29 protein-coding genes and 1 other annotated feature are annotated in these 25,556 nt (G+C 41.1%); of the genes, 5 read left to right on the forward strand and 24 right to left on the reverse strand.

Features of this window, described 5'->3' with window-relative positions; genetic code table 11:
• Positions 1 to 70: 70 nt before the first annotated feature.
• The 7 genes from JOC36_RS01295 to JOC36_RS01325 form a co-directional block, all read right to left on the reverse strand.
• A complete protein-coding gene (locus tag JOC36_RS01295) occupies positions 71 to 1,276 on the reverse strand; it encodes a DNA cytosine methyltransferase (RefSeq protein ID WP_205144698.1) in 1,206 nt (401 codons plus the stop codon).
• Positions 1,277 to 1,890: 614 nt separating this feature from the next.
• Positions 1,891 to 2,283 carry a 30S ribosomal protein S9 gene (gene rpsI, locus JOC36_RS01300; protein WP_205144699.1) on the reverse strand — a complete coding sequence of 131 codons (393 nt, stop codon included), beginning with the start codon at positions 2,281 to 2,283 and terminating at the stop codon, positions 1,891 to 1,893.
• A 25-nt stretch (positions 2,284 to 2,308) separates the two neighbouring features.
• Positions 2,309 to 2,752 carry a 50S ribosomal protein L13 gene (gene rplM, locus JOC36_RS01305; protein WP_205144700.1) on the reverse strand — a complete coding sequence of 148 codons (444 nt, stop codon included), beginning with the start codon at positions 2,750 to 2,752 and terminating at the stop codon, positions 2,309 to 2,311.
• 168 nt (positions 2,753 to 2,920) lie between these two features.
• Positions 2,921 to 3,670: a tRNA pseudouridine(38-40) synthase TruA gene (gene truA, locus JOC36_RS01310; protein WP_205144701.1), complete on the reverse strand. Its 750-nt coding sequence runs from the start codon at positions 3,668 to 3,670 to the stop codon at positions 2,921 to 2,923.
• Positions 3,671 to 3,697: 27 nt separating this feature from the next.
• The gene (locus tag JOC36_RS01315) at positions 3,698 to 4,495 is read right to left on the reverse strand and encodes an energy-coupling factor transporter transmembrane component T family protein (protein ID WP_205144702.1); all 798 of its coding nucleotides are present in this window, start codon (positions 4,493 to 4,495) and stop codon (positions 3,698 to 3,700) included.
• Entirely contained in the window at positions 4,488 to 5,351 is an 864-nt protein-coding gene (locus JOC36_RS01320; RefSeq protein WP_205144703.1) for an energy-coupling factor transporter ATPase, read from the reverse strand. The genes JOC36_RS01315 and JOC36_RS01320 overlap by 8 nt, the downstream gene beginning before the upstream one ends.
• Complete coding sequence (locus JOC36_RS01325; protein WP_205144704.1) at positions 5,327 to 6,169, reverse strand: energy-coupling factor ABC transporter ATP-binding protein; 843 nt, start codon at positions 6,167 to 6,169, stop codon at positions 5,327 to 5,329. Before JOC36_RS01325 ends, JOC36_RS01320 begins: the two co-directional genes overlap by 25 nt.
• A gap of 158 nt (positions 6,170 to 6,327) precedes the next feature.
• On the opposite strand from JOC36_RS01325, the gene JOC36_RS01330 reads away from it, so the two are divergent.
• Both JOC36_RS01330 and JOC36_RS01335 read left to right on the forward strand, forming a co-directional pair.
• Positions 6,328 to 7,341: an acyltransferase family protein gene (locus tag JOC36_RS01330; RefSeq protein ID WP_205144705.1), complete on the forward strand. Its 1,014-nt coding sequence runs from the start codon at positions 6,328 to 6,330 to the stop codon at positions 7,339 to 7,341.
• A 5-nt stretch (positions 7,342 to 7,346) separates the two neighbouring features.
• Positions 7,347 to 7,949 carry a TrmH family RNA methyltransferase gene (locus JOC36_RS01335; protein WP_205144706.1) on the forward strand — a complete coding sequence of 201 codons (603 nt, stop codon included), beginning with the start codon at positions 7,347 to 7,349 and terminating at the stop codon, positions 7,947 to 7,949.
• Between the two features lie 69 nt (positions 7,950 to 8,018).
• On the opposite strand, the gene JOC36_RS01340 is transcribed toward JOC36_RS01335, so the two are convergent.
• The 12 genes from JOC36_RS01340 to JOC36_RS01395 all read right to left on the reverse strand — a co-directional run bounded on the left by JOC36_RS01340 (position 8,019) and on the right by JOC36_RS01395 (position 16,910).
• Positions 8,019 to 9,713, reverse strand: coding sequence for an NAD(P)/FAD-dependent oxidoreductase (locus tag JOC36_RS01340; RefSeq protein WP_205144707.1), 1,695 nt, complete (start codon positions 9,711 to 9,713; stop codon positions 8,019 to 8,021).
• 233 nt (positions 9,714 to 9,946) lie between these two features.
• A complete protein-coding gene (locus JOC36_RS01345; protein ID WP_205144708.1) occupies positions 9,947 to 10,897 on the reverse strand; it encodes a metal ABC transporter solute-binding protein, Zn/Mn family in 951 nt (316 codons plus the stop codon).
• Positions 10,897 to 11,748: a metal ABC transporter permease gene (locus JOC36_RS01350; RefSeq protein WP_205144709.1), complete on the reverse strand. Its 852-nt coding sequence runs from the start codon at positions 11,746 to 11,748 to the stop codon at positions 10,897 to 10,899. The genes JOC36_RS01345 and JOC36_RS01350 overlap by 1 nt, the downstream gene beginning before the upstream one ends.
• Before the next feature lies 1 nt (position 11,749).
• The gene (locus tag JOC36_RS01355) at positions 11,750 to 12,487 is read right to left on the reverse strand and encodes a metal ABC transporter ATP-binding protein (RefSeq protein WP_205144710.1); all 738 of its coding nucleotides are present in this window, start codon (positions 12,485 to 12,487) and stop codon (positions 11,750 to 11,752) included.
• A 220-nt stretch (positions 12,488 to 12,707) separates the two neighbouring features.
• The gene (gene rplL, locus JOC36_RS01360; protein WP_205144711.1) at positions 12,708 to 13,076 is read right to left on the reverse strand and encodes a 50S ribosomal protein L7/L12; all 369 of its coding nucleotides are present in this window, start codon (positions 13,074 to 13,076) and stop codon (positions 12,708 to 12,710) included.
• 93 nt (positions 13,077 to 13,169) lie between these two features.
• Positions 13,170 to 13,715, reverse strand: coding sequence for a 50S ribosomal protein L10 (gene rplJ / locus JOC36_RS01365; RefSeq protein ID WP_205144712.1), 546 nt, complete (start codon positions 13,713 to 13,715; stop codon positions 13,170 to 13,172).
• A 26-nt stretch (positions 13,716 to 13,741) separates the two neighbouring features.
• Positions 13,742 to 13,869 (reverse strand) — a sequence feature (ribosomal protein L10 leader region).
• A 67-nt stretch (positions 13,870 to 13,936) separates the two neighbouring features.
• On the reverse strand, positions 13,937 to 14,629 hold the full coding sequence (gene rplA / locus JOC36_RS01370) for a 50S ribosomal protein L1 (RefSeq protein WP_205144713.1): 693 nt from the start codon (positions 14,627 to 14,629) through the stop codon (positions 13,937 to 13,939).
• A 95-nt stretch (positions 14,630 to 14,724) separates the two neighbouring features.
• Complete coding sequence (gene rplK / locus JOC36_RS01375) at positions 14,725 to 15,150, reverse strand: 50S ribosomal protein L11 (RefSeq protein ID WP_205144714.1); 426 nt, start codon at positions 15,148 to 15,150, stop codon at positions 14,725 to 14,727.
• A 137-nt stretch (positions 15,151 to 15,287) separates the two neighbouring features.
• Positions 15,288 to 15,845 (reverse strand): transcription termination/antitermination protein NusG, encoded by a 558-nt coding sequence (gene nusG, locus JOC36_RS01380; RefSeq protein ID WP_205144715.1) that lies wholly within the window; start codon positions 15,843 to 15,845, stop codon positions 15,288 to 15,290.
• Positions 15,846 to 15,935: 90 nt separating this feature from the next.
• On the reverse strand, positions 15,936 to 16,106 hold the full coding sequence (secE, locus tag JOC36_RS01385) for a preprotein translocase subunit SecE (RefSeq protein ID WP_205144716.1): 171 nt from the start codon (positions 16,104 to 16,106) through the stop codon (positions 15,936 to 15,938).
• A 22-nt stretch (positions 16,107 to 16,128) separates the two neighbouring features.
• On the reverse strand, positions 16,129 to 16,278 hold the full coding sequence (gene rpmG / locus JOC36_RS01390) for a 50S ribosomal protein L33 (protein WP_205144717.1): 150 nt from the start codon (positions 16,276 to 16,278) through the stop codon (positions 16,129 to 16,131).
• 89 nt (positions 16,279 to 16,367) lie between these two features.
• Positions 16,368 to 16,910, reverse strand: coding sequence for an RNA polymerase sigma factor (locus JOC36_RS01395; protein ID WP_205144718.1), 543 nt, complete (start codon positions 16,908 to 16,910; stop codon positions 16,368 to 16,370).
• A gap of 159 nt (positions 16,911 to 17,069) precedes the next feature.
• Here JOC36_RS01395 and JOC36_RS01400 point away from each other — a divergent pair, with 159 nt between their 5' ends.
• Both JOC36_RS01400 and JOC36_RS01405 read left to right on the forward strand, forming a co-directional pair.
• Positions 17,070 to 18,125 carry an ABC transporter permease gene (locus tag JOC36_RS01400; protein WP_205144719.1) on the forward strand — a complete coding sequence of 352 codons (1,056 nt, stop codon included), beginning with the start codon at positions 17,070 to 17,072 and terminating at the stop codon, positions 18,123 to 18,125.
• Positions 18,126 to 18,127: 2 nt separating this feature from the next.
• Positions 18,128 to 18,799, forward strand: a complete 672-nt coding sequence (locus JOC36_RS01405; RefSeq protein ID WP_205144720.1) for an ABC transporter ATP-binding protein — start codon at positions 18,128 to 18,130, stop codon at positions 18,797 to 18,799.
• Positions 18,800 to 18,843: 44 nt separating this feature from the next.
• Here the strand turns inward: JOC36_RS01405 and rlmB are convergent, their stop codons facing one another.
• From rlmB to JOC36_RS01430, 5 genes are all read right to left on the reverse strand, one after another.
• Positions 18,844 to 19,674 (reverse strand): 23S rRNA (guanosine(2251)-2'-O)-methyltransferase RlmB, encoded by an 831-nt coding sequence (gene rlmB / locus JOC36_RS01410; RefSeq protein WP_205144721.1) that lies wholly within the window; start codon positions 19,672 to 19,674, stop codon positions 18,844 to 18,846.
• Positions 19,655 to 20,086: a Mini-ribonuclease 3 gene (locus JOC36_RS01415; protein ID WP_205144722.1), complete on the reverse strand. Its 432-nt coding sequence runs from the start codon at positions 20,084 to 20,086 to the stop codon at positions 19,655 to 19,657. Before JOC36_RS01415 ends, rlmB begins: the two co-directional genes overlap by 20 nt.
• Before the next feature lie 17 nt (positions 20,087 to 20,103).
• Entirely contained in the window at positions 20,104 to 21,516 is a 1,413-nt protein-coding gene (cysS, locus tag JOC36_RS01420) for a cysteine--tRNA ligase (RefSeq protein ID WP_205144723.1), read from the reverse strand.
• A gap of 73 nt (positions 21,517 to 21,589) precedes the next feature.
• The gene (gene nadE / locus JOC36_RS01425; protein ID WP_205144724.1) at positions 21,590 to 22,417 is read right to left on the reverse strand and encodes an ammonia-dependent NAD(+) synthetase; all 828 of its coding nucleotides are present in this window, start codon (positions 22,415 to 22,417) and stop codon (positions 21,590 to 21,592) included.
• A gap of 169 nt (positions 22,418 to 22,586) precedes the next feature.
• The gene (locus tag JOC36_RS01430; RefSeq protein WP_205144725.1) at positions 22,587 to 24,080 is read right to left on the reverse strand and encodes a nicotinate phosphoribosyltransferase; all 1,494 of its coding nucleotides are present in this window, start codon (positions 24,078 to 24,080) and stop codon (positions 22,587 to 22,589) included.
• A gap of 582 nt (positions 24,081 to 24,662) precedes the next feature.
• Here JOC36_RS01430 and JOC36_RS01435 point away from each other — a divergent pair.
• Positions 24,663 to 25,508: a MetQ/NlpA family ABC transporter substrate-binding protein gene (locus JOC36_RS01435; RefSeq protein ID WP_205144726.1), complete on the forward strand. Its 846-nt coding sequence runs from the start codon at positions 24,663 to 24,665 to the stop codon at positions 25,506 to 25,508.
• Positions 25,509 to 25,556 lie beyond the last annotated feature (48 nt).

The raw sequence follows: 25,556 nt of genomic DNA on the forward strand, positions 1-25,556 counted from the left end.
CTCCATTCTTATTCAATAACTTAATTATACAATAAAAGAGTAGCTAACAGTGTTAACTACTCTTTTCATCTTAAACCTTCTCTATCATGTAGAATTCAGCTTGTTTTTTCTTTTGAACTAACTTCAAATAATCCTCATCTGAAATAAGAGGGACAGAATCATTCTCAATCGTATCTTTTAACTTTTCCTTCGAATCAGCATACATACGAACAAAGCTTTCACCTTCGAAACGACTATTCAAGTTAGAGTAGATCAAAGCATATTTGCCTTGTTTTATATCATTATCAATGTATTCATTACTATTCAAAGCACCCGCAATATTTTCTGCAATTCGTCGAATAACTGGAACTACAACTGAATTACCAGCTTGTTTATACAGTTGACTGTTTGCGATTTCAGGTAATTTGAAATCTTTTGGATAACCTTGTGCATTAAAGGTTTCCTTTGGTGTTAACTTTCTAATTTCTCCTGAATTAGTAAATATGATTGGTACGTTATGCCCACCGGTTCCCATATTAGCCGTTAAAGTGGGAACTAACCCCGATTTATTTTCTCTTACATATTGACGTCGCCACTGATACACAGTGTCCGTGCTATTAACATCACGCTCCAATGTACTATAAAAAGGTTGTTTTCCTTCCTTGTAATACAGAGATTCATCCTTTTTCCCATCGAAATCAATTACATCATGAATCGTATTAGTAAGTTGAATCTCATCTGGAAATTTAAAATCATTAAAATCATCAAATGACTTGAATCCAACAACATAAATACGTTCCCGATTTTGTGGTACATTTCCATAGTCTTTGCTATTAAGTACCTTCCACTTAATATAGTAGCCATTCTCTACAAGTGCTTCTCGAATAACTTTGAAAGTATTCCCTTTGTCATGAGTGACTAAATTTTTAACATTTTCAATAAAAACAACCCGAGGTCGTTTAACCTGAATCAGCTTTAGTAGCTCAAAAAACAAGTCTCCACGTTCATCTTCAAAGCCTTTTCTGTAACCTGCTATACTAAATGCTTGACAAGGGAATCCCCCCATCATAACATCAGCATCAGGTAGCTCATCAGGTTGGACATCATGTATATCACGTCCATCCAATGGTGTAGTCGGATGGTTTAATTCATATGTTTCTCTTGCATTTTTATCAAACTCATTCGCATAAACAACACTGAACTCACCAGTTTGTTCGAAACCCAGCTCAATTCCACCTACTCCAGAAAAAAATGCATCAATACTATACTTCTGGTTAGAACTTACAGTTTTTGTCATGTTGAACCCCTTTTCATAAAAAACAACATTCTCAAGTATATCATTCAAAGTATGAAATTACTAAAGTAAATGAAATTAATTTGATTTAAAATATGCACTTTTACTTATAAAAAGAATAATATAGTCTTTAGGTTAATCATCTTTTTCGAAAAAACATTCTAAAGTGTTCAATTTCAATTATGGATTCATCTAATTTGGATTCATAATTAATACGATAAAAAATTGATAATAATAACCCGTGGCTACGATTGTAAAGATTTAACAATTTCGATCATACTTTCTTACTTACGTTATATTTTTACTTTTCTAGAAATTGATCCGCATGGAAGTATTAAATCACATCGTCTTATTCTCACATCTCAGCATACTTATGAAAATGAATAACCTCATCTTTTTATAACGTCAATTCATCCAACTATTCTAAAAAAACAAAATAGACACGGTAAAATTAACTACATTAGGAGTAGTAATTTCTTTCAAGCTTTATAATAACCCAGAGCGCACCTGATCATCGACTAAAACAATTTCACAAAAAAAGACACCACTCTTTCGAGTGATGTCTTTTTATTATTATCAGTTTGTGCCAATTCAGGCAAAACGCAAATATGGAAATATTAACGCTTTGAGAATTGTGAAGCCTTACGGGCCTTCTTCAAACCTGGCTTCTTACGTTCCTTCATACGAGGGTCACGTGTTAGCAAACCAGCTGACTTCAATGATGCACGGAAGTCAGGATCAACTGTCAAAAGGGCACGGGCGATACCGTGACGGATGGCACCAGCTTGACCTGAGAAACCACCACCATTAACGTTAACCTTAACATCGTATTGTCCCAATGTGTCAGTAGCGTTGAATGGTTGCACCATAACCTCACGCAAGTTAGCGAAAGGAATGTATTCTTCGGCAGGACGATCGTTGATTGTGATTGTTCCGTTACCAGGTACAAGACGTACACGGGCTACAGAGTTCTTACGACGACCAGTTCCAGAGTATTGTACATTTGCCATAATAAACTATTCTCCTTTCGTTAAATTAAATTAAATCGTTGATGTTCAACAATTCAGGTTGTTGAGCAGCATGAGTATGGTCTTCACCAGCAAAGACATGTAGCTTCAAACCTTGTTGACGACCAAGTGAGTTCTTTGGCAACATACCCTTAACTGAAAGCTCGATCAAGCGTTCTGGGTTGTTTTGACGAAGTTCACCAGCTTGGCGTTCCTTCAAACCACCAGCATAAGCTGTGTGGTGGTAATAGATCTTATCAGTAGCCTTCTTACCAGTAAGAGCGACCTTACCAGCATTAATGATGATTACGTTGTCACCAGTGTCGACGTTTGGTGTGTAAGTTGGCTTGTTCTTACCGCGCAAGATTGATGCTGCGACAGTTGACAAACGACCCAAAGGCACATCAGTAGCGTCTAAGATATACCACTTACGGTCGATCTCACCTGGCTTTGCCATATAAGTTGTACGCATGGAAAATTTCCTCCAATATTCTGTTTGTTTACTTTACCAAAAATTTTAAATAGTCGTACCAGGACATTCCCATCTGTGGTTGGTAAACAATACCGACTTACATGTTACCCTTTTTAGGGGTAGTAGTCAATGTTATTCGCCACAAATTTGTCCTGGGTTCATAAATTCTTAATAGTCGACTGAGACTAGGTATAACCCTTGTGCTGGCGCGGTAAAGCGAGCCTGTTGCCGGTCTTTAGCCGCAAGCAAACGCGGGATATCATCCACTGGACGGGCCCCATTACCAATCTCCAATAAAACTCCGACCATAATCCGAATTTGATTATATAAGAAGCCATTTCCCGAGAACTCAAACCAAATCTCATCCTCTTCAGGCTTTTCAATCATTTTAGCTGAATATACTGTCCGTACCGTCGTTTTTTGTTGGAAGCCAGATGCCACAAAGCTTAACCAATCATGTTCACCAACATAATCACCAATGGCTTGTTGCATTAATTCTGGATTTAAACGCCGTCCCCAGTGTCCAGTGTAATTACGTTTAAATGGATCAATATACTGGGTCGTTGAAAGCCGGTAACGGTAGGTTTTATTGTGTGCATTAAATTGGGCATGAAAATCATCATCAACGATTTCGACTTGCTTAATTCCAATATCATAAGGCAAAAGCGTTGAAAGACCCTTGCGCACTGAATCAGCTGGAATATCAAATGGCAAGTCAAAGTGAGCCACCTGGCCTAGCGCATGCACCCGCGCATCCGTCCGACCTGATCCTTGAACACGTAATGGCTCTTCTGGATTCTTAGCCATTGTATTAACTGCTTTTTCAAGTTCTAATTGAACGGTTCGCTTTCCTGGTTGGACCTGCCAACCAAAAAAATCAGTACCGTCATAGGCAATCGTTGCTTTATAACGTGGCATCGAATTGCCCTCCTTCTTTTTAATTTCTTAGATATAACGCGTGGCAAACAAGGCCACAGTAAAAATCACAAACGCTACGGCAGCAACGGTATCACGCTGCGTGAATTTCAACGCCCGGAATTTTGTTCGTTGCTCTCCATCACGATAACCACGTGCTTCCATCGCATCTCCAAGTTCAATTGCCCGTTTAATGGCATTCACAAACAAAGGAATTAAGAGTGGCACATAAGATTTAGCCCGCTTAATCAGACCACCTTCATTGAAGGCCACCCCACGAGCCCGTTGTGCATTCATAATCGTTTGCGCTTCATCCATTAAAGTTGGGACAAAGCGTAAAGCAATTGAAACCATCAAGGCAAGCTCAGCCACCGGCACACCAATTTTACGCAAAGGTTGCATTAAGGCTTCCATCGCATCAGCAACTTCAAGTGGTGGCGTTGTCAAAGTCAAAATTGTTGTAAACATGATGATTAACATGAAACGGACGAAAACAATGATACTATTAACCACTCCATCCGTTGTCACAGTAAAAATCCACCATTGGGCTAACACTTGACCAGTATCAATAAAGAATAATTGCAAAAAAGTGGTGATAAGCATCAACATCGCCAAAGGCTTTAACCCATCAAAAAAGACTTTAAAGCCTAAGCCCGTCATCAAAATACTAATCATGACAAACACAGCCGCCAAAAGATAACCATACACATTATTCGCCAAGAAAATGACGAAGATAAATAACATACTTAAAATGAATTTTGTACGAGCATCCAAGCGGTGCACCCATGAATCTCCAGGTAGATAACGACCTAAGATTAAATTATTCATGTGCCCCACCCCCAATCAAAGGTGCAATTTCATCAGCAAGCTGATCTAAATCAAGAGCTGGCTCAATTGGCATCCCCTTGGCTTCTAAAGCATCCGCAAATTGTGTCGCAGCCGGAACATCAAGTTGATGATCACGTAACCATTGACTGTCAGCAAAAATCTCTTCCGGCGTTCCAGTCTTGACCACAGTTCCACCATCAAAAACGAGTACATTGTCAGCATATTGCCCGACGTATTCCATTTGATGCGTGATGAGCACCACCGTCATATTGCGTGCTTGATGTAAATCAGCAAATAATTGCATTAATTCATTCTGGCCAACGGGGTCCAAACCTGCCGTCGGCTCATCCAAAATCAAGACCTCTGGTTCCATGGCTAAGACACCTGCAATCGCCACACGCCGCATCTGCCCTCCTGATAGATCAAAAGGTGACGCATCATATAAATCAGGTGCAATATGTACCAACTCCAAAGCCGCTTTAGCGGCATTGATTGCTTCGGCATCACTAAGGCCATAGTTCTTAGGCCCGAACTTCACATCGGCGAGCACGCTCTGTTCAAAAAGCTGTGATTCCGGAAATTGGAATACCATCCCGACATGTCGACGCATCTGATTCAATTGTTTTTTCTTCGTATCCGCCGTAATTGTTGTGCCAGCCATTTCAATCGAACCGGTTGTTGGTAAAATCAAGCCATCCAATTGCTGCACCATGGTCGATTTACCAGAACCCGTATGACCAATCACAGCCGTAAAACTGTGTTCAGGAATTGTGAAATTCACGTCATGTAATGCTGGTGTGGCGAAGGGAGTGCCCGCTTGGTAGGTAAACCCTACTTCTTTGAATACAATTGCCATATCCAATCGACCATCCCTTCTGTTGTTTGATAAGTGTTTGGCACTGCGATGCCTCGTTCGGCCAATTTAGCCTTTAGTTGTTCAGCAAATGGCACCGCTAGCCCCAAATCAGTTAAGGTCTGCGCGTTTGCAAAAACAACTTCAGGCGCATTAACCTCGACCAATTCGCCATCATTAATCACAACCACTTGGTCAGCTTGTGCCGCTTCATCGATATCATGTGTGATTGATAAGACGGTTAGGTCGTCTCCTAAACTAGCTTTGAGTTCACGCACAAGCGCAATCATTTCACGCCGACCTTTTGGATCTAACATTGACGTGGCTTCGTCTAGAATTAAAATCTTAGGCTCAATTGCTAAAACTGAGGCAATCGCGACACGCTGTTTTTGACCACCTGAGAGGCGCGCGGGTTCACGGCTGGCATATTGTTCCATTCCAACCCGTTCAAGCGCCTCAGGCACGATTTTAAGCATTTCTGAACGTGGTACTTGGCGATTCTCTAATCCGAACGCTACATCATCAGCCACGGTGGCACCAACGAATTGGTTATCAGGATTTTGGAATACCATACCCACTAAATCACGGACTTCATTGACATGTTCCATGTCTACCGGCACCCCGGCAACGGTAATGTTACCAGTACTAGGGACCAATAAATAATTAATCAACTTGGCAAAGGTCGATTTACCTGATCCATTATGGCCAATCACAGCCACCCAGTCTCCCTGATTAATTGTCAAATTGATATTTTGTAAAGCTGGCCGTTGGGCATTCGCATAAGTAAACGACACATCTTCAAATTTTATGATGGGCACCATCCGGCGACCCTCCTTTACAAATAATAAGTCATAGATAATCATAACAAAAATTAAGGGATAATACGCCCTTTTCCCTGATAAAATCACGTGCATTTGTTTGGCAATCTAATCAGCATACCCTATACTAGAAGAAGACTACAAAAACGAGGAGTTTTAATATGGCCCAGCGCATTACTTGGATTGACTTCGCCAAAGGGGGCGCGATTTTACTCGTGGTCCTAGGCCATGTTTTAATCGGACTATTTGATGCCAATATTTATACTGGTCTGACCCAGAAATTACTACTGATAAGTGTCGAAAGCATCTATGTCTTTCATATGCCTTTTTTCTTTGCCTTATCAGGTTATTTTTTTAAGGCCCAAACCAATTTTAAAAGCTATGGGCATTTCCTAAAAAAGCGTTTTATCAGCTTGGGGCTCCCCTATTTCGTTTTCAGCATTATTTTATGGGGCCTGAAATTTATTGGTCAAAACGCAGTGCGAACCCCCTATCCTTTTGACAGTTTATTAAGCATTTGGCGCGAACCGATTGGCCCACTTTGGTTTATCTACGTCCTTTTAGCAGTGGACGTTTTTATCGGCTTTTTAAGCATTTACATCAAGAATGTAGATGTTCTTTTCAGCCTTAGTCTCGGCCTCGCAATTCTAGCGAACCTATTCCCATCAGATATCTACATTGTACAACGGATTTTAATTTGGAGTCCGCTCTTCTTATTTGGTGGCGTGCTCAAAAAGCACCCAATCTACAAGCACAGGGCGACCATCGTATTATCTGCTGGCAGTTATCTCGCCTATTTAGCTTGGTGGATTAGCACGAATCCAACTGATCGCATTTCTTATAGTGTCCCTGGCTGGTCAATGCTGATTCTATTCATTTCCATTTTACTTGGCCTCAGTTTGTTTGTAAGAATTCCAACGCAATGGCGTGGTTACACTTACTTCACAAACATTGGTCGTACTTCAATGGCAACCTATCTCTTACATGTCCCAATCGTCAGCCTAACCCGAATTGTGCTCCTTAGCTGTGGCATTTCAAATATTTTCATTCACATTTTACTCGGCTTTAGCATCGGTTGGTTCGGAACTCAATTACTTTACCGCTTCATCCATCGTTACCCTTGGTTGGATTTTGGTATTTACCCTAATAAATATTTACAACAGAAGGAACATTAACAACTATGTCTGATATTGATTTAAGTCGTTCAAACGACTATCGAAACGTCACTGATTATTTTAAAGGCCAATCTGACCAATACATCCGAGATACGCTCGATGCTCGACGCGGAAAGATGGTCGCCATCATGCAAAATCTTACGCACGACTTCAATAAAGCCTCTGCCGTTCGGAACAGCAACGCCTTTGGTATGCGTAAACTCATTTTCTTAAACCCTGAAAACCGGACCCACCAAGATGATCCAGAAGGGGCTAAAAAATGGGATCGCCGTGGCGCCTTGGGAACACAAAACTATGAATCAATCGAGCATCACCGTGTGACTGATTATCAGGCTGTTTTCGATCAATTACATGCAGAAGGTTATACCATCTATGCAATCGACAACACACCCGGTTATAATCCTCAATCGCTTTATAAAATCCAATTCCCTGAAAAGTCAGCCTTTCTCTTTGGCGAAGAGCAACTTGGCTTAGCTGACGATCTTATTGAAGCAGCTGATGCGATGGTTTACATCCCCCAATATGGTAGTGTGCGTTCAGTAAATGTCAGTGTTGCCAATGGCATTATCGCTGCTTTCTATGCCAGCCAACATATGCCTCAAGAATAAAAAAACCGACCCGATTGCTAACGCAACCGAATCGGCTTAAGCATTAACGTTTATACGTTAGTGCTTTTTTTATTTCTTATTATTGTATTGGTCGTAGACTGACTTGTGCTTACCGTGCAAGCTAATGTCAAACTTACGCTCCAACCATGGCATTACCCAGTAGTCCAAACCAAGCACACGACCTGAACCGTTCATAACGGCCAATAGGGCTGGTGCAAGGGCGAACAACAACATACCAACTTCAAGATTTGGTTGCATAATCAAAACTAATGTCATGATAATGCCGACAAATCCAGCGGCTGAAGTAAACAAACCAAAGGTCAACAACCAACCAATGATGGTAAAGATAACCCCAACGAAAGTACCTGATAGTGCAACACTACCACCTAAGAAGATAAGGATAATTCCCAAGATAATCCGCAAAGGCACTGTGAACAATACGTTTCCGCGACGTGAAGCCCATCCGAAGAATGGTTCACGACGATCAGGTGCATTGAAGAATTCATCGCGTAGGTAGTGACCTAGGTAGTACCAGCTGTGAATTCCCAAGTAGAAGTAAATGTTAATTGCGTGCTTAAACAAGTTCGCAAAGAAACCAGATAGTCCGATTCCATTCTTACCAATCTTCATGTTACCAATTTGGTCTAGCACACCAACAGCGTAGCGTGAACCAATTGAAACTGCATAACCTTGATAACGTCCCTTAAATTGCTTACGTTCTCCCTTTTGAGTCAAATCATAAACAAGGTTAGGTACAACGGTGTTTGAAGCAGATTCGGCACCTTCAACAGTTTGTGGTGTCCAACCAGCCTTTGGATTGTTAGGATCAGCAAGCTTTGGATCTTGGTATGCAGCTGTATCACCGGCAACATAAATATCCTCTTCGCCCTTAGCACGTGAGTACTCGTCGGCCAAGAAACGCTTACCAGGTCCAAGTTCAAGACCCCATTGTGTTGTTTGGTCGTTCGCCTTAACACCGGCAGTCCAAATCAATGTATTGGTTGGGATTTCTGTACCATCCTTAAGGACAGCAGCATTTTCCTTAACTTCAGTCACTGAAGTTGATGTTGAGATATGAATATCATGATCTTCGAAGTGCTTTTGAGCCTTATCAGCCAAGTCACGCTTGCTCAACATGTTCAAGATTGAAGGCGCAGCTTCAATCACATCAATCTTGATTTCTGATTCATCAAGACCGTTTTCTTCAACTAAGCTGTGACGTTGGTCCATCAATTCACCAGCTAATTCAGCCCCAGTAAATCCAGATCCAACAATCACAAAGTGCAACATTGCTTCGCGCTTCTTAGGGTCAAGTTCGACCGCTCCACGACGCACAACATCTTCGATGTGCTTACGCAAGCGAATTGCTTCTTCATAAGACCATAGTGTGAAACCATATTCGTAAACACCAGGTGTTCCGAATGTGTTTGTGGTTCCACCAGTTGCCAAAACAAGCTTCTCATATGGGATTTCACCAACTGAAGTCTTAACAACCTTTTGGTCCTTATCAATGTCACTCACTTCAGCCGTAACCAACTTTACATTTGGATAAGGCTTGAACAATGTTTGCAAATCCTTACGCACATGTTCTGGGGTAACGCGACCAGTAGCGACTTCATGGAGTTCAGTCATGTAAGTCATGAAAGAGTGCTTATCAACTAAAACAATTTGATAATCAGTACCCTTCAACTGCTTGGCCAACTTACGGGTTGCGGTAACACCAGCGAAACCAGCTCCAACAACCACAATATTCTTAGTTGCCATAATCATATCTCCTTCGAATGAATACCATACTATATCTTTTCTATAATCAACATTTATTCTAGCTTAAATTTCACAATTTGTACAGATGATTTTAAGCATTAATTAAGCCAATTAGAGAGACTTGTATCCGCTTTCCTCACGGTTTTTGTACACTAATACACAAATAAAAATATCTGAAACATATAAAAAAGCAGCTTGCATTGCACAAACTGCTTATCTAAAACGATTTAAAATTACTTGGCTTGCTTCTCGCCCTTCATACCAGCATGAATATGATCAATATTCCATTTCATCATATCGTAATACGTATCTCCATCTTTACCCTTAGGGGCTAATGAATCGGTATAAATCTTTGAATAGATAGGCAAGTTAGTTTCCTTTGAAACCTTCTCCATTGACTTTGGTGAAACAGAACTTTCAACAAAGAGTGACTTCACATCCGAACGATGAATCTTACTCAAAACCGCCCTCATTTGTTCAGGTGTACCTTGTGACTCCGTGTTGATTTCCCAAATATAAGCCGGTGTAATCCCATAAGCCTTTGAGAAGTACTTAAATGCTCCTTCAGAAGTTACCAACAAGCGTTGCTTTTCCGGCACATCATTAAACTTTGACTTTGCTTCTTGGTCTAGTGTTTCCAACTTATCAATGTACTTGTCGGCACGGGCTTGGATCCGCTTAGCCGCCTTGTCATTTGACTTGTCCTTCAGCACTTCAGTAATCATTTCAACATACTTGATACCATTTTGGGCATCTAACCAAGCATGTGGATCTTCTTCGTTCTTGTTAGTTGTTAAATGTAATGGCTTAACATGCTTTGAAGCAGCAAAGACTTCTTCATCGTTTTGCTTATTGGCTGTCTTAATCAGCTTCTTAAACCAACCACTACCACCAGTTTCCAAATTCAAACCGTTATGGAAAATAACATCGGCATCAGTGGTTTCTCGAATATCCTTAGTAGTTGGATCATATTCGTGCGGGTCAGTCCCACGCTTAACAATACTGTAGACCTTTACATCATCACCACCGACTTGTTCAACCATGTCCTCTAGAATTGAATTCGTCGTCACAACCTTAAGTTGGCCTTCATGCTTTGATGTTTGCGCTGAACGCCCATTAACAAACCAAAATACACCGCCAACGACTACAGCTAACGCTACACAAACCAATACTAACTTCTTCATCAAACTTTCCCCCTCAACTTTTGAAAGAATCCTTGTTTTGGTGCAATAATAAATGAAATTAAGAAGATGACTGCCGCCACCAAGACGATTGCTGGACCTGATGCCCAGTTAAATGTATATGAGAAATAAAGCCCAATCGTTGACGCAATCACCCCAAAGATTGACGCCAAACCAAGCATTATTGCTAAACGGTTTGTCCATAGGAACGCCGTCGCTGCCGGTGTTACCAACATTGCCACAATCAAAATCAAACCAACCGTTTGTAAGGCTGACACTGTAACCAAAGTCAAGACGATCATCAAGGCGTATTGCATGACCGTTGTGTTCAAACCGTATGACTTGGCAAATGTGGCATCAAATGATGTAATTAATAATTCCTTATATGCAATCACCACAAATAGGACAACGACGGCCAAAATAATCACTGTCGTCAACAAATCTTGATCTGAAACCGCCAAGACATTACCAAACAATACGTGGTGCAAATTGGTTGATGAACCAGCCATAGAAATTAGAATAAATCCTAAAGCGAAGAAGGCTGAAAACACGATTCCAATTGATGTATCGTTCTTCAAATTACTATGTTGTGCTACGTAACCGATTAGCAAAGCCGCCAACACCCCAAAGACAGTTGCCCCAATCATCAGATTGATTCCTAACATATAAGCTACCGCAATTCCTGGTAACACCGAATGAGAAATCGCATCACCCATCAATGACATACCGCGCAGAATAATGAAGCTTCCAATCAATCCTGACATCACACCAACCATGATTGAAGCCATCAAGGCGCTTTGCAAGAAGTTATATTGGCCCAAAGCGCTAATAAAATCTGTAATACTCGTTAACATTTTAAGCACGCTCCTTTCCATCAAAAAGAACATTTCCTAAATCAGGTGAGAACGCATGCGCAATATTATCACGCGTATAAACTTCATCGACAGGCCCTGCGGCCACAATGCCATGGTTCATAATCACTAAATCATCAAAATATTCTGATACCTTGTTTAAATCGTGATGAATGACAATAATCGTCTTACCTTGATCACGCCATTGCTTCAAAATCGCCATAATATCAGCTTCTGATTTCATATCAATTCCAACAAATGGTTCATCCAAAATGACCACTTCGGCTTGTTGTACAACGGCTCTCGCTACAAAGACACGCTGTAATTGACCCCCTGATAATTCACCAATCTGGCGTTTCTTAAACTCAGTCAGTTTCAAGTCGCTTAAAGCATCCATTGCTTGTTGTTTTTCTTTCGCACCAGGGCTTTTGAATAATCCTAACCGACCATAGGTCCCTGTTAAAACCACGTCAAAAACGTTGATAGGAAAGCTCATATCAATATGGGCACGCTGTTCGACATAAGCCGTCTTTTGTCGCACCTTATTTACTGCTTGTCCGTCTAGCGTAACTGTTCCGGCTTGCTTTTTAATCATGCCTAGTATCGCTTTAATCAAAGTGGATTTACCAGCCCCATTGGGCCCAATAATCCCCGTAATCTTTCCCGGTTCAAATTGGACTGATAAATCCTCAAAAACCGGTGTCGCGGTATAACCTACCGTCAATCCATCCGCTCGTAACATGACATCCTCCAAAAATTTAACGTTAACAAAATCTTTTGTTTTTGCTACCTGAATAATTTACCAAACTTAGTTTAGACAAACAATCATTTTTGTTAATTTGAAAAAATAATGTAACTTCGTATCATTTTAATGACGTTTTAGCAACATTTCCACTTTTTTAGGCACAAAAAAACAGGACTCAAATCATTGAGTCCTGTTTTTAAAGTTAGTGATAACAGAATTACTTCAATTCTGCTGATCCACCAGCTTCTTCGATTTGTGACTTCAAGGCGTTGGCGTCGTCTTCTGACAAACCTTCCTTAACAACTGAAGGAGCACCGTCAACTAAGTCCTTAGCTTCCTTCAATCCCAAACCAGTAGCTTCACGAACAGCCTTGATCACCTTGATCTTAGCTGAACCAGCTGAAGTCAATTCAACATCGAATTCAGTCTTAGCAGCGGCAGCATCTCCACCAGCAGCACCAGCAGCGGCTACAGGAGCAGCAGCTGAAACACCAAATTCTTCTTCAATAGCTGAAACCAAGTCAGCCAAGTCCATGATCGTTGCTTCCTTCAATGAAGCAATGATTGAATCCTTATCAAAAGCCATGATAAATTCCTCCAAATATATTGTTACCGTATCGGTATATTTTTATTTTGTTAAAAACAAGTTTGAATCAATCAACAAACTAAACTTAAAAAATTAAGCTTCGTCGTTTGAATCTGAATCTGATGATTCAGAAGCTGATTCTGGTTCTTCTTCCTTGGCGTCCTTAACAGCGTTAACTGCATAAGCAACGTTACGGATAGGTGCTTGCAATGTTGACAACAACATTGATAGCAAACCATCGCGATCTGGCAATGAAGCAATCTTTTGAATCTCTTCAAGAGTTGCGACATGACCATCAATCACGCCACCCTTAATTTCCAATGCTTCGATTGAATCAGCGAACTTCTTCAATACACGAGCAGGGGCAATAGGGTCTTCGCTTGAGAAAGCGACCGCTGAAGGTCCAGCAAACAAGTCTTTCATGTCTGACAAATCAGCTTCGTCAACGGCACGAGTCAAAATCTTGTTCTTGATAACCTTCAATTGAACACCTTCTTGGCGCAAAGCCGCACGCAATTCAGTTGACTCTGCAACTGTCAATCCACGTACGTCAACAACAATGGCAGAAGCTGATTGCTTGAACTTGTCAGCAACTTCTTCTACTTGTTGAGCTTTTAAAGCAATAGTTGCTTCACTCATGGTATCATTCTCCTCCTGTTTAGATTTGATCCTAACTAAAACCCTCGGCACACAGTTGCGCCGAGGGTCAAAAGTCGCTTTCGCGTTTTTCACTTCCTCGGCTGGATATTAAGTCTTACGACACCTGCGTCTTAGGTAGAATCGATTTATTACTCAGATTACTATAACAGTTATCCGAGGAAGCGTCAACAACAACCCAATAAACTATCAGTTAAGATAGATTACAAAGTAGTTGGGTCGATGTTGATAGCTGGTCCAAACGTTGAAGAGATTGATACGTGTTGTACGTATGTTCCCTTAACTGATGAAGGACGGGCCTTAAGGATAAGGTCTCCCAAAGCCTTAAGGTTACCAGCAAGCTTATCAGCATCAAATGAAACCTTACCGGCAGGAACTGCAACGTTTCCGTCACGGTCTGTACGGTATGTTACTTGACCTGACTTGGCGTCAGAAACGGCCTTAGCCACGTCAAAAGTAACAGTTCCAGTCTTAGGGTTAGGCATCAAGCCCTTAGGTCCCAATGTACGTCCAACACGACCAACTTGGGCCATCATGTCAGGCGTAGCAATGGCAACGTCAAAGTCCAACCAACCGTCAGAAATGCGTTGTACCAAGTCAGCAGCACCAACAACGTCGGCACCAGCTGCTTCAGCTTCTTTAGCCTTATCACCTTGTGCAAAGACCACAACAGTTTGGTCCTTACCAGTACCGTTAGGCAAAACAACGGCACCACGCAATTGTTGATCAGCTTGACGCGTATCAACATTCAAGTTAAATGCAATTTCAACAGTTGCATCGAACTTTGCGAAATCAATGTCTTTCACTAAAGCGGCAGCTTCGTCAACAGAGTACAACTTGTCACTGTCAACTTTTTCGGCTGCTGCCAAATATTTCTTACCATACTTCTTAGCCATGGTAGCTATTCCTCCTTGCAATCGCGGTCAAATGGTCTTTTTGGACCTCCCGCTTGATCTTGCTTAGTTTCCTACGCGATCCGTACTAACGTTAATTAACCTTCGATGTTGAAGCCCATTGAACGTGCAGTACCTTCAATCATGCGAGCTGCTGCGTCTACATCAGCTGCGTTTAGATCTTGCATCTTTGTTTCTGCAATTTCACGCACTTGTGCTGCAGTCACTGTAGCAACCTTCTTCGTGTTAGGTTCTCCAGAACCCTTTTCAACACCAGCGGCCTTCTTTAGCAATACAGCTGCAGGTGGCGTCTTAGTGACGAACTCGAATGAACGATCTTCATATACAGTAATAACAACAGGAATTAGCATACCGTCTTGATCTGCAGTACGTGCATTAAATTCCTTTGCGAATCCCATGATGTTAACACCAGCTTGACCCAAAGCAGGTCCAACTGGAGGTGCAGGGGTAGCCTTACCGGCTGGAATCTGCAACTTAACAATACTTGAAACTTTCTTAGCCACGATTGTTTCCTCCTTCGTGTTTGTGGTATAAATGGCGAGTTTCGATTTCCGCCTCCCACATATACGTGTCGCCACGCATACTTGAACATTATAATAAAACCCGCAAGCTTTTGCAAGCCTACGGGTGAATTTTATTTTTAAACAACTGGCTTAACGTCAGAAAATGAAATTTCGGTTGGTGTTTCACGTCCCAAGAAGTTAACCAATACTGTGACTTCTTGCTTATCATTATCGATTTGGGTAATGGTACCTTCCATACCTTCAAATGAACCACTCGTGATATTTACCACGTCGCCCACTTCGGCATCAATATGATCAACCACGTCACGTTCAGTATCTTCAACACGCGCAAGCATCTCATCAACTTCTTCTGGCAACAATGATGTTGGCTTTGAACCACCACCGTGTGAACCCAAGAAACCAGTGACACCTGGCGTATTACGAACCACATACCAAGCTTCGTCAGTCATTACCATTTCTACCAAGACATAACCTGGGAAATCATTTTCTTTAACAACCTTGGTTTCACCGTTTTCCTTTACGGTAACTTCGCGTTCAGGGACCACAACTCGGAAAATATAATCCGTCATGCCCATTGTTTCGATACGTGACTCCAAATTAGTCTTCACACTGTTTTCATAACCTGAATAAGTGTGAATCACATACCATTGATTGTCAAAAGATTCGTCTGCCATGCTGCCTCCTAAATTTTTGTTAAATAAAAACCCCCGTTAACTGGAGGTTGTTTTGTCTTCATTGAATATTCTAATTATACCTTAGACCCATTACTTCGACAAGAAGGTAATTCCCTGCTCAAAGATCCAATCGGCGCTACCTAAGAACAAAGCAAAGAATAAGCTTGTAATGATAACAACCGTTGTATTATGAATGTTTTCGTTAAAAGTGGGCCAAGTCACTTTTTTCATTTCTTCAAAAACGCTACGAATGAACTTCATTGCTAATCTCCTTTACTTGTTCTTACATCGTTTCCCGATGAATTGTATGCTGGTCGCAGTATTTACAATATTTTTTTACTTCAAGCCGATCTGAACGATCAGGCTTTTTGTTAATCGTATAATTTCTTGAGCCGCAGACACTGCAGGCCAAGGCAATTTTCTTCGTGGTCATCAAACATCCCACCTTATTTATTTAGTTCATATCGTCTAGTGTACCACGTTTTTTCAAAAACAACAGCCTTTAATCCTCTGTTGAGCCCTCTAATCCGGTTGTTTTAAACTAACAAAATATTTTTGAATTAAGCGCCATTGCTGATAGCACCATGAGGGCGACCGGTGAAGTTGTTTAGCACACTCCTTAATGGTGTAACCCTTAAAGCGCAACACTAATAATTTTTGTTGAGTTGGTGCTAACTGATGCTTAACCTGATCAAACAGCTCTGTAAATTCTGTTTGCCGCGCTAAAGAAGTTTCTGGCACCGGACAATAAGCTAAGCATTCATCACTTAGGACTGGTCCAAACTTTGATTGATATTCCAAACGCCATACTGAGGTGATGTGATGAAACAAAGCCTGCCTAAAATACATGGTTAATACACCCCAATGTTGTTGTGGCAGTTTAGTTAAACAACGGTGCATCACGATGCGGCATTCCTGGTACCAATCAGCCGGCGCTTGCCGCACCCGCTGTTGTTGGAATTGTTGCCAAATTAAGCCATCAAATTCATGTAGCAACTCACAAAATGCTGTTTCATCCCCAAGTAGAGCCTTGTCCAAAAGTTGATTTCGTTGCTTGCTTTGCATGCCCGCCTCCTTAAAAACATCAGTATGCAAACTTTTCAAGAAAGACGCAATCTAAATAAATTTGTTTTTATTTTAATTGACACTGTGTCATTTTAGTTTTAAAGTAACCTATGTTCAAAGAATGACACTGTGTCACAAAAAATAAAACGGAGGTTTCGCATGTTTTTAGCCCGCCATGAAATGCTTTATGAAAAGTTACGCTATAGTCTAATGATCGCGGTCATTAGTTTAATCAGCTTTTTAATTTTTATTATTAGTGCCCTTGCGCTAGGTCTAGCCAATGAAAACACCGAGGCGCTATCGTCTTGGCCCACTAAACAAGTCCTCTTATCAAAAGATGCCAATGGTAACATGGGACAATCCTTGTTATCCACTGAAGCATTAAAAGCTTATCCCCATCAAAATCAACAGGCCCAAGTGGGTATCACGCCAACGACGTTAAAAGGTCAGTCGAAAAATATTTCTGTTCAATACATTGGCCTCAAATCAAATGAATATATCTATCAAGACCTTAAACTATCTTCTGGACACAAGCCCAAGCATCGTAATGAAATTGTGGTCTCTGACAAGTTAACGCAATACCAGCTTGGTAGCAAAGTTAAACTCGGTGTTAGTTCGCAAACATACACCATCGTCGGAAAAGCCCGCCATGCCCAATATAATATGGCCCCCGTAGTATATGGAAATCTCAGTAATTGGGCGCCGATTAAAGGCGTCACACCAAATTATGGCGGAAGCGGCATCATTGTTAAAGACAGCTCTGGCCTAAAACCTAAACATGCTGATGAAAAAGTACTCTCCCGCCAAGCCTTTCTAAATAAAATGCCAGGCTATGCCGCACAAAATAAAACTTTTATTTTGATGATAGTCTTTTTAGTTTTTATTTCACTGATTGTGATTACCATCTTCTTATATATTCTAACTAAGGAAAAATTAAATAACTTTGCCGTCCTGCGTGCACAAGGTGTTCCTAATCGTTATCTATTACAAAATACACTGGGCGAAACCTTCATTATGCTCTTACTGTCCGTCGGTCTTGCTAGTCTGTTAGCAGTTGTGAGCGCCATGTTAATGCCCAAACAAATTCCATTATATTTTGATTGGCAACTTGGCCTTGCCGTTGGTCTTGGTATTTTGAGCACTGGTTTATTAGGATCACTTATTCCAATGCGGATGATTACCAAAGTTGACCCAGTCTCAGCCATTGGAGGTTAAAAATGAATTCATTACTTTTAAAAGATATTAATAAAACATTTGGCCAAGGTTCAGCTACTGTAACCGCCTTAAATCACATTAATTTTAAAGCGAAAGCTGGTGAACTCACACTAATTATTGGCCCTTCTGGTTCAGGTAAGAGTACCCTTTTAACCATCTTAGGTGGCCTACAAACACCAACACAGGGCCAAGTCTTCCTTCAAGGCCAGTCATTAACTGAACTCACAAACAAACAACGCGAAAAATTACGGTTAGAGCAAATTGGCTTTGTTTTACAAGCTTATAATCTAGTCCCCTACTTACGCGTTCGCGATCAATTCGCCTTGGTAGACCAATTAACCCAACATCATTTGGCACCAGCCGCCTTCCAACAAATTACAAATAAATTAGGCATCTCAGACTTATTGAACCAATTTCCAAACGAATTATCAGGAGGCCAAACCCAACGAGTCGCCTTAGCTCGAGCCCTTTACCCTGATCCAGCGATTATTTTAGCGGATGAGTCCACTGCCGCCTTAGATAGCCAACGGGTCCTCGTGGTTGGTCAACTCTTACAAGACTTAGCCCACTCTGAAAATAAAGCAATTGTCGCTGTCACCCATGATGAACGGTTAAAGCAATTTGCTGACCATATTTATGAACTCATTGATGGTCACCTCACACCAGTCTATTAAAAATAAAAAAGCATTCCAGACAATCGTCTAGAATGCTTTTATTTTTATAATGGGTGGCGTGAGTTAAAGCCTTGATAAATTAATAGGCTGGCCGCAACCGAAGCATTTAAACTTTGGACATGCCCCACCATTGGAATTGAAAGCGTCTCATCAACAATCTTTTTCAATAATGGTGAAATACCCTTACCTTCATTACCAATAATCAAAGCCGTTGGCCCTTGCGCATCCCAACGCCGATAATCAGTTCCAGCCATATCGGTTCCAAAGACCCACAAACCAGCTTCCTTTAACTTTTCAACCGTTTGGACTAAGTTCGTTACCCGCGCCACGGGAACGTGCTCAATCGCGCCAGTTGATGTCTTTGCGACTGTGGCCGTTAATTGCACAGCCCGACGCTTAGGAATAATGATCCCGTGCACGCCAGCCGCATCAGCTGTTCGCAAAATTGATCCTAAATTATGAGGATCTTCAATTGAATCTAAAATTAGGATAAAAGGTGCCTCATCCCGCTCAGCCGCTAGCGCAAACATATCATCGATGCTGGCATAACGATACGCAGCAATTGAGAGTGCCACACCTTGATGATTCAAGCCACCCGTCAATTCATCTAACTTAGCCTTTGGGGCTTCTTGAACGATTAATCCGCGCTTTTTAGCTAACGTCGTTAATTCATTCCGCGTTTTATCCTGCAAACCACTTTGAAGCCAGACTTTGTTGATTTGTGTATCACCCTTTAAGGCTTCAGTCGCCGCATGCAACCCAAACACAAAGTCTGCACTTTCAGGCGTCGTTGACGTCTCTTTAGCTGAAGCTTGGGGACGCTTGTTTTTTTGCTTTTGATTACGATTCTGTTGATTATTTTTTGTTTGTCCCATTTGCTCTCGTCTTTCCTTCTTCAACTTGCTTGAAGACCCAAGCAATTACTTCTTCTAAACGTTGCGTTTGCTTACTAGCATACAAATAACCGATTAAAGCTTCAAATCCTGTTGAAATACGATATGTTACCACATCAGTATTCTTTGCTTTAGTATGTGAGTTCGCATTGCGACCACGTTTGAAATAAGCAAATTCATCATCTTGCAAAAAATCTTCTGCTTCCATTAAAGCGAATAATGCTGCATGCGCCTTCGCAGACACATATTTTTTTGATTGGCGTTGCAGTTGTTGTGGCCGGGTAATCCCTTGCGCCAATAGATGTTGTCGTACGTATAACTCATAGACCGCATCCCCTAAATAAGCTAAATCGAGCCCATTCATTTGTTGATAATCAAGTTCATCTGAATTCATTTATATCGTCTTTCTCTTTATGCTTTATGCCAACGGGTTCCTTGAGGCGTATCTTCCAAGATAATGCCTTCTTTCGCTAAATTGTCCCGAATCTCATCTGATCGAGCAAAATTCTTTTCGGTCCGAGCTTGGTCACGTTCATCAATCAACGCTTGAATCTTGTCGTCAGCAACTGGTGCCTCTGCTAATCCATCAACACCAAAGACACTCATCAAAGTAGCCAATTGATTTAAAATTTCGGTAACCGTACCAGCTTGTACTGCTGGCTGTTCAGTGTAGTGATTTGCTAAATCAACCAATTCAAACACAACTGCCAAGGCATTTTGGACATTAAAGTCGTCATCCATTGCAGCCTCATAGCGCGTAACTAAATCAGCAACCTGGGCTTCAACGACTTGATCATGCCCAGCTTGGGCATCTTGTTGCCGGAAAGCTAGATTACGATAACCCGTCCGAATCCGTTCCAAATTACGGGCGGCTTGCGCCATATTCTGTTCAGAAAACGCAATTGGCCGTCGATATTGTGTTGTCGCCATGAAGAAACGTAACACCATTGGGTCATCAATTTCTTGCAATAAATCATGGACAGTTGTGAAGTTACCTAATGACTTAGACATCTTTTCTTCATCGTCACCAACCGTAACAAAACCATTATGCATCCATTTATTGACAAATGTTTCACCAGTTTTAGCTTCAGACTGGGCAATTTCATTCGTATGGTGTGGGAATGCTAAATCAATCCCACCCCCATGAATATCAAAATGGTTTCCCAAATATTTAGTCGACATCACTGAGCACTCAATGTGCCAGCCTGGACGGCCAAGCCCCCATGGAGAATCCCAAGCAATTTCATCTGCGTCCTTTTGGGCCTTCCAAACTGCAAAGTCCATCGGATCTTCTTTGCGTTCTTGCTCGTCATCAGCCAAGCGTCCCGCAGCGTTATGTTCCATTTCATCCATATCTTGGTGCGCTAGCGCACCATAATGTTCGAACTTGCGTGCCCGATAATAGACATCCCCATCGATTGGATAAGCATACCCCTTATCGATTAAGGTTTGAATGAAATCAATAATCTCTGGAATGTTTTCAGTTGCTCGTGGCTGAACCGTTGCTGGTTTTACATTAAGGGGCTTGGTATCTTCAAAATATGCGGCAATATATTTATCAGCTAGTTCCTTAACTGTAATTCCCTCTTCACGAGCGGTCTTAATCATCTTGTCATCCACATCCGTGAAATTAGACACATAATTAACCTGATAACCCTTGTACTCAAAATAGCGCCGAATGGTGTCAAAAGCGATGGCGGAACGGGCATTTCCAATATGAATGTAGTTATATACTGTAGGACCACACACATACATGTTAATTTCATTAGCATGCATCGGTACGAAATCTTCCTTCGTTAAGGTCATTGTATTAAAGATCTTCATTGTCCATCCCACCTTTTTAAATTTATCTTTCTAGTCTACCATATTTAGCTATAACCCGCTGGATTTCAGCATTTTAAGCTTGCCACCACTCATCAAAAACCGTTACCGGACTTTGACGCTTATGCTCAGTGCGGGCATACCAGTTTTCAATCTTTTCAGCTACATCATCCGCAACAGATTGTCCTTCTAGGTAATTATCAATATCAGAATAGGTCACCCCTAAAGCAACTTCATCCGGCAAAGCTGGTCGATTTTCTTCCAAATCAGCCGTCGGTGTCTTCTCGTACAAATGCTTTGGAGCACCTAAATAAGCTAAAATTTCACGTCCTTGGCGCTTATCTAAACGGTGCAATGGTGTGATATCAGCCGCCCCATCTCCAAATTTGGTATAAAAACCTGTTACCGCTTCAGCAGCATGGTCAGTCCCAATCACTAATCCATTAGTACCTCCAGCGACTGCATATTGCATAATCATCCGCTGCCGGGCCTTAATATTTCCCTTATTAAAATCTGAAACAGGTACATCGGCTGCTTCAATCTGGCGCACTGTGTCTTCCGTTACATCTTGAATATTAACGCGAATCGTTTGATCAGGTTTTTGCCAGGCAATGGCATCAAGCGCATCTTGTTCATCCGCCTGTTCGTTATAAGGTAGGCGCATTGCAATGAATTGGTAAGCTTCATCACCGGTTTCAGCACGTAACTCGGTCATTGCCGTCTCAGCCATTTTTCCAGCCAAAGTTGAATCTTGGCCACCAGAGATTCCTAACACATATGTTTTCATTGGTGTCGATTGAATATAACCTTTTAGCAAATCGACTGAACGCCGAAATTCTTCAGCGGGATCAATTTGTGGCTTAACCCCTAACGCTTTAATGATTTCTGCTTGCTTTTCACGCATGTTATTATCTCCTTATTTTAGCAATTGCTAACTTTCATTATCATTATAATCACACCGCTATAAATCGGTTTGCCTTTATTTTACGTCAGAATGACACACCATACAAAAAGGTGTCATTCGAAGTGGATTTACACCCAAAACATTCAAATAACACCTTATGCGTTTCTAATTAGAAGCGATTCATTTCCTCATTGTTAGCTGTCACATCTTTGACGTAACCTTGAATCTCATCAATTAAGTCCATCTTATGTTGCCAAGCCTTCTTTGACAAATCCACCGGATACTCTTGTGGGTTCAAATCGCGACGGTATTCTGACCATAAGCTCTTCAAACTATCCATTGAGTATTGACGAATATCCTTTACCTCAGGTGATTGATAAATGACTTCACCATCGACAACCATATCCTGCAAAATTGGTCGTGCAGTATAATCCTTCACGGTCTTATTCAAATACGTATAGTTGGGGTGGAACATATACAAACCTTCTGGTAAGTTTTGGGGATCTTCGTCAGCAAGCGCAACATAATCACCTTGTGACTTACCATCCTTGTTTGAGGTAATTCGCCAAACTTGCTTCTTACCTGGTGTTGAAATTTTTTCAGCTGAACCAGAAATCTTAATCGTATCAACCATGTTACCACGCTCGTTTTCGATTGAGACCATCTTATAAACACCACCCAAAGCAGCCTGATCATAAGCAGTAATTAACTTCGTACCAATTCCCCAGACATCAATTTTTGCATCTTGACGCTTCAAGCTGGTAATCGTTTCTTCATCCAAGTCGTTCGATGCATAAATTTTAGCATCAGGATAACCGGCCCGATCCAATAGTTGGCGCACCCCCTTTGATAGATAGGCCATGTCACCACTATCAATTCGAACACCTTGGAAGTTAATCTTATCTCCAAATTCATCCGCTACTCGAATAGCTGCAGGCACACCGGAACGTAAAGTATCGTACGTATCTACTAAGAAGACCACATCATGATGTGTTTCAGCATAGGCCTTAAAGGCATCATAATCGCTACGATAAGTTTGAACGAGGCTATGTGCATGGGTCCCTGAAATTGGAATATTAAATAACTTTCCAGCCCGCACATTTGAAGTCGCATTAAATCCACCGATGTAAGCGGCCCGAGTTCCCCACAAAGCTGCATCAATTTCTTGAGCCCGGCGCGTACCAAATTCAAGCAAACCTTGATCTCCCACGACCGTCCGAATCCGGGCAGCCTTTGTAGCGATTAGAGTTTGGTAATTAACCATATTCAACAAAGGTGTTTCAATTAATTGAGCATCGAAAACCGTTCCCTCAACTTGAACAATTGGTTCATTATTGAAAACAACTTCACCTTCATAAGGCGCCCGAACAGTACCTTTAAAGCGCCAATTTTCTAGATAATCAATAAAACGTTCATCAAATTCGCCACTCTCATGTAAATAAGCAATGTCAGTTTCTGAAAAATGCAAATCCTGTAAGAATTCCAACATATGCTCTAAGCCAGCAAAAATAGCATACCCATTTTCGAAGGGCATTTTACGAAAATACATTTCAAATACAGCTTTTCGTTCATGAATCCCTTTTAGAAAATATGTTTGCATCATTGAAAGCTGATAGGCATCTGTATGTAAAGCCAAACTGTCATCTGAATACTTTTGAGTCATTAGAATTCTCCATTAAAATTGCATTATTATAGTCTAAACATCTAATTAATCAATATTGTACCACATATCCCCAAAAGCAAAGCACGAACTATCTGAATTAATAAAGCGCTTGCACAAAAAGATTAAAAATCAATTTGTAAATTTTTTTGAATAAATTTGTTGACACCCTAAATAATATCGGCTAATATACTGGACAAGGAAATAAGCAAACAAGTTGAGCAGGAAAGTAAACCTGAAACATGTGGCTCAGAGAAAACAACATTGGTGGGAGTTGTTACACATTGTTCACGTTGAAAATGGCCTGTGATTGGCATTAATGAGCAGCAAGACTGTAAGTTAATGACGTGATGGTCTACGTTACAAGACACACGAATCGGCATAGCATCATTTCGCTCCCTGCCCGCTCGTTGCCGAGGTCTAAAAGAGCAATCTTTTAGATAAAGTAGAATGGTAACACGGAGATCCGTTTCTATAAGTATCTGTATAACAGGTATCTATAGAAACGGATTTTTTTATTGTCCTACTTTAGCCTCAATGGTTTGTCAGTCGCTGTCGGAATTAGAATCACAAAGGAGATTTTATATGTCAAATTTCATTAAGTTTAGTACATTAGCCGCAACTTCTATTATCGCTGTCTCAACCTTGAGTCCTATCGCTGCAACACCTATCCACGCTGATAGTAAAGAAAAAACAGTTACGGTTGGTTTAGTTGGTTCAGATGATTTAAAGCTTTGGAAGGAAGTTGCTAAGACCGCCAAAGATAAATACAACATCAACGTGAAAACCAAGACTTTCACAGATTATAATCAACCAAATAAAGCTGTTGCTGATGGTTCAATTGATTTGAACGCCTTCCAACACAAGTACTTCTTAAGTGATTGGAACAAGCACAATGGTAATAAGGTTAAGGCCATCGGTGATACCAGCATTTCACCAATGCGGGTGTATGCTAACTCAGCTAAGAAAGTTACCGACTTTAAGAAGGGCGACACCATTGCCCTACCAAATGACCCAACTAATGAAGGTCGGGCCCTTCAAATTCTTCAATCCGCTGGTGTGCTAAAGTTGAAAAATGATAAGTTACCAACAACGAAAGATATTAAGCAAAACAAACTTGATTTGAAGTTTAAGGAACTATCAGCGGATCAAGTGGCCAATGCCTACCGTTCAAAGAACGTACAAGGCGCTGTCATTAACACAAACTACGCTCAAGAAGCCAAGATTAATTTGAAGTCAGCCATTTATGTTGAACCATTAAACAAGGATTCAAAGAAGTGGGTTAACGTCATCGCGGCTAAGAAGAGCAAGGCCAACGACGACGCTTACAAGAAGGTTGTTAAGGCTTACCAATCAAAGGCCACTAAGCAAGAAATTAAGCATGAATTCGGAGACACAGTTATCCCAGCTTGGGATCGCAAATTTCAGTAACTTTAACTCCAGGCTTTCGGCCTGGGTTAATACATAACTAAAACATAA

This window comes from Weissella uvarum, assembly GCF_016908785.1.
Taxonomy (GTDB): domain Bacteria; phylum Bacillota; class Bacilli; order Lactobacillales; family Lactobacillaceae; genus Weissella; species Weissella uvarum.